The 3908-nt window shown below is 66.5% G+C and carries 2 protein-coding genes and 1 tRNA gene; 2 read left to right on the top strand and 1 reads right to left on the bottom strand.

The window, feature by feature from the left end; genetic code table 11:
* Positions 1 to 43: 43 nt before the first annotated feature.
* A complete protein-coding gene (locus tag ACFWBT_RS42175; protein ID WP_266762540.1) occupies positions 44 to 586 on the bottom strand; it encodes a PPA1309 family protein in 543 nt (180 codons plus the stop codon).
* 162 nt (positions 587 to 748) lie between these two features.
* Between ACFWBT_RS42175 and ACFWBT_RS42180 the strand changes: the two genes are divergently transcribed.
* Both ACFWBT_RS42180 and ACFWBT_RS42185 read left to right on the top strand, forming a co-directional pair.
* On the top strand, positions 749 to 3712 hold the full coding sequence (locus ACFWBT_RS42180; protein WP_385709896.1) for a UPF0182 family protein: 2964 nt from the start codon (positions 749 to 751) through the stop codon (positions 3710 to 3712).
* A gap of 42 nt (positions 3713 to 3754) precedes the next feature.
* A tRNA-Met gene (locus tag ACFWBT_RS42185) sits at positions 3755 to 3828 on the top strand.
* The last annotated feature ends 80 nt before the right edge of the window (positions 3829 to 3908 follow it).

Raw genomic sequence — 3908 nt, forward strand, 5'->3', positions numbered from 1 at the left:
CCCGCTCTCACGTCGTCGCTCCGCGGATCGGTCCGCGACCGTCTCAGTCCGCGAACGTCGCCGACAGCGCCTCCGCGAGGCCCGGCACCAGGCCGCCTCCCGTCAGCACCTCCGTCGGCGCGTCCTTCTCGCGCAGCCGCAGCGCCGAGTCGCGGGTGCCGTCACGCAGGACGCCGACCGTCATCCGTACCTCCTGACGGTCCGGGTGCGCGGCGACCCACTGCGTGAGCTTCTTGCCGCTGAGACCCTCCGGGACCGAGGCCTCCGCGGACGGCGGCAGCATCAGCCGCTCCACCGTGAGCGCGCAGCCGACCACGGCGTCGGGCCAGGCGATCGTGCCGAGGAACTCGTCCAGCGGCTTTCCGGCAGGGATCTCGTCCTGCTCGATGGGAGTGAGACCGATGGTCGCCTGCTCGTCCTCCAGACCGAGCTGGGCGGCGAGGCCGGGTTCCTGGACCCGCAGCCGTGCGGTGTCTACGAGGGCGAAGAGGCGAGCGGGCTGGTCCCAGCCGAGGCCGGAGGCGTACTCATCGATCTCGAGTACGGCCCGAGTGAGCGGGTTCGCCGCCATGGGAGTGTTGGACATGGTCACAATCCTGCCTCGTTCGTACCCGGAACCGGGAACCGAGTAAAGCGTGAGTAAGTTGCATAGATGAGGCTCCTCGATCACGGAGCCTTACGGACGGCCACCGACACGGGGGCCTGACGGATCAACAGCGACTTCGAGGTGCGCACCTTGGCTTTCCAGATGCCGGACCGCGGCGGAGGCCCGACGGGGCCACGGATCAGAGTGGGCCGACCGTCCCGGCGTGTCCGGACCCTGCTCATGACACTGGGCGTGCTGGCCGTGCTGGCCATGACGTTCGTCATGTTCGCGGGGTTCTGGACGGACTGGCTCTGGTACCGATCGGTTCACTACTCGTCGGTCTTCACCACCACCCTGTGGACCAAGATAGGGCTCTTCTTCGTCTTCGGTCTGCTGATGGCGGCCGCGGTGGGCTTCAACATCTGGCTGGCGCACCGGCTGCGCCCGCCGCTGAGCGCCATGTCGATGGAGCAGCAGAGCCTCGACCGGTACCGCATGGGCATCGCGCCCTACAAGAGGTGGCTGCTGCTCGCGATCACGTCCCTGGTGGGGCTGATCGCCGGCGCGTCCGCCTCGGGCCAGTGGCGCACGTGGCTGATGTGGGTGAACGGAGTGCCCTTCCACCAGAAGGACCCCCAGTTCCACCTCGACGTCTCGTTCTACGCCTTCGACCTGCCCTGGTACCGCTTCCTGCTCGGTTTCGGCTTCGCCGCCGCCGTGCTCTCGCTGATCGCGGCCGCGCTCACGCACTATCTGTACGGCGGTCTGCGGATCACCAGCCCGGGAGCGCGTGCCACGGCCGCGGCCACCGGGCACCTCTCGGTGCTTCTCGGCATCTTCGTCGCCCTGAAGGCGGTCGCCTACTGGCTCGACCGGTACGGGCTCGCGGTGAAGTCCAGTGACTTCAAGGCGACCGGGAACTGGACGGGCCTGAGGTACGTCGACGCGAACGCCTATCTGCCCGCCAAGACGATCCTGTTCTGCATCGCCGTCATCTGCGCGCTGCTCTTCTTCGCCACGCTGTGGCGGCGCACCTGGCAGCTGCCCGTCATCGGCTTCGGCCTGATGGTGCTCTCGGCGATCCTCATCGGCGGTCTGTACCCGGCGATCGTCCAGAAGTTCCAGGTCCAGCCGAACGAGCAGGCCAAGGAATCGCCGTACGTCGAGAAGAACCTCAAGGCGACCCGCGAGGCGTACGGGATCGACGGCACGGACGTGCAGAACTACCCGGGGCTGAGCGACACCAAGGACAAGGCCAAGCTCCGCGACGACGCCGACACCGCCGCCAGCATCCGGCTGATGGACCCGAACATCGTGTCGCCGACCTTCCAGCAGCTCCAGCAGGTGCGGAACTACTACGGCTTCCCGTCGAACCTGGACGTCGACCGGTACACCAAGGACGGCAAGGACCAGGACACCGTCATCGGTCTGCGGGAGCTGAACCTCGCGGGCATCCCGAAGAACAACTGGATCAACGACCACTTCCGGTACACGCACGGATACGGCGCCGTGGCGGCCAAGGGCACCACGGCCGACGACGAGGGCCGGCCGGTCTTCACCGAGTACGACCTGCCGTCCAAGGGCGACCTGGGCTCGTACCAGCAGCAGATCTACTACGGCGAGAAGACCACCCAGTACTCGATCGTCGGCGGTCCCCAGAAGGAGATCGACTACTCCGACGACAGCGGTGAGAAGACCACCAGCTACAAGGGCAAGAGCGGCATCAGCCTCTCCAGTCCGGTCAACCGCGCCGCGTACGCGGTGGCCTTCGGCGAGCCGCAGATCCTGTACTCGGGCGCGATCGGCGAGGGTTCGCGGATTCTCTACAACCGCACGCCCAAGGAGCGGGTCGAGGCGGTGGCCCCCTGGCTGACCATCGACGGTGACGCCTATCCGGCGGTCGTCGACGGAAAGATCCAGTGGATCGTCGACGCGTACACCACCACCAACGGCTATCCGTACGCATCGCGCACCACGCTCGGCGACACCACGGCGGACTCGCTGACGGCGGCCAACAACCAGCGTGCGGTGGTGGCCCAGCAGAACCAGGTCAACTACATCCGCAACTCGGTGAAGGCGACCGTCGACGCGTACACCGGCGACGTCAAGCTCTACCAGTGGGACACCAAGGACCCGGTCCTGAAGACCTGGATGAAGGCGTTCCCGAACACGGTGAAGTCGAAGAACTCGATCTCGCCGGCGCTGATGGCTCATCTGCGGTACCCGCAGGACCTGTTCAAGGTCCAGCGTGAACTGCTCACCCGCTACCACGTGAAGGACGCCCAGACGTTCCTGAGCGGCAGCGAGGTGTGGCAGGTCCCGGACGACCCGACCAACAAGTCGGGCAGCGCGGTGCCGCCGTACTACCTGAGCATGAAGCTGCCGGGGAAGACGTCGCAGGCGTTCTCGCTGACGACGACGATGACGCCGAACGGTCGGGACAACCTGAGCGCCTTCATGTCGGTCAACGCCGAGGCGGGGACACCCGGTTACGGCAAGATCAACATTCTGAAACTGCCGACCGGCAGAACGGTCGACGGACCGAAACGGGTGCAGAGCCAGTTCAACTCCGAGCCATCCATCGCCGAGTCCATCAGGCTCCTCAGAGGCGGCGACTCCGAGGTCGAGTACGGCAACCTGCTGACCGTGCCGCTCGACGACGGACTGCTCTATGTGGAACCGGTCTACGTCCGCGGTGGCGATCTCAAGTACCCACTGCTGCGCAAGGTGTTGGTGACCTACGGAGGCAGCACCGCGTTCGAGGACACGTTGGACAAGGCGCTCAACGTGGTCTTCGGGGCGGAGAGTTCGACCACGCCGCCACCCGACGAGGGCACCAAGAATCCGCCCACGTCCAACAATCCGACGGTCCAGGACGCGCTCGACGACGCCCAGAAGGCCTTCGATCAAGGGCAGGAAGCCCTCAAGAAGGGCGACTGGAAGGCGTACGGCGAGGCGCAGAAGGACCTTGAGGACGCGCTGCAGCGGGCCGAGGACGCACAGGCCAAGGCCGGTGCCGGCGCGAGCGGCGACAAGGCGGCGGACAAGACCGCCGACAAGAGCGGTGGTCCGAGCAGCAGCCCCAGCAGCAGTCCGAGCAGCGAGAAGAGCCCAGGAAGCGGCTGATCAGGAGCCACCCCGCGCCGTGGTACGGTTGCAACACAACGGCGCGGGGTGGAGCAGCTCGGTAGCTCGCTGGGCTCATAACCCAGAGGTCGCAGGTTCAAATCCTGTCCCCGCTACTGAAGTCGAAGGCCCGGATCCAGATCATGGATAACGGGCGAAGAAGTGTGTGACCCCCACCCCGGGGGTCCCCCGGGAC

Source organism: Streptomyces sp. NPDC060027 (assembly GCF_042737005.1).
Lineage (GTDB): Bacteria > Actinomycetota > Actinomycetes > Streptomycetales > Streptomycetaceae > Streptomyces.

Excerpts from the sequence above, each read along its gene's own strand:
- ACFWBT_RS42175 (WP_266762540.1), bottom strand. The coding sequence starts at position 586 with ATGTCCAACACTCCCATGGCGGCGAACCCGCTCACTCGGGCCGTACTC.
- ACFWBT_RS42180 (WP_385709896.1), top strand. The coding sequence starts at position 749 with ATGCCGGACCGCGGCGGAGGCCCGACGGGGCCACGGATCAGAGTGGGC.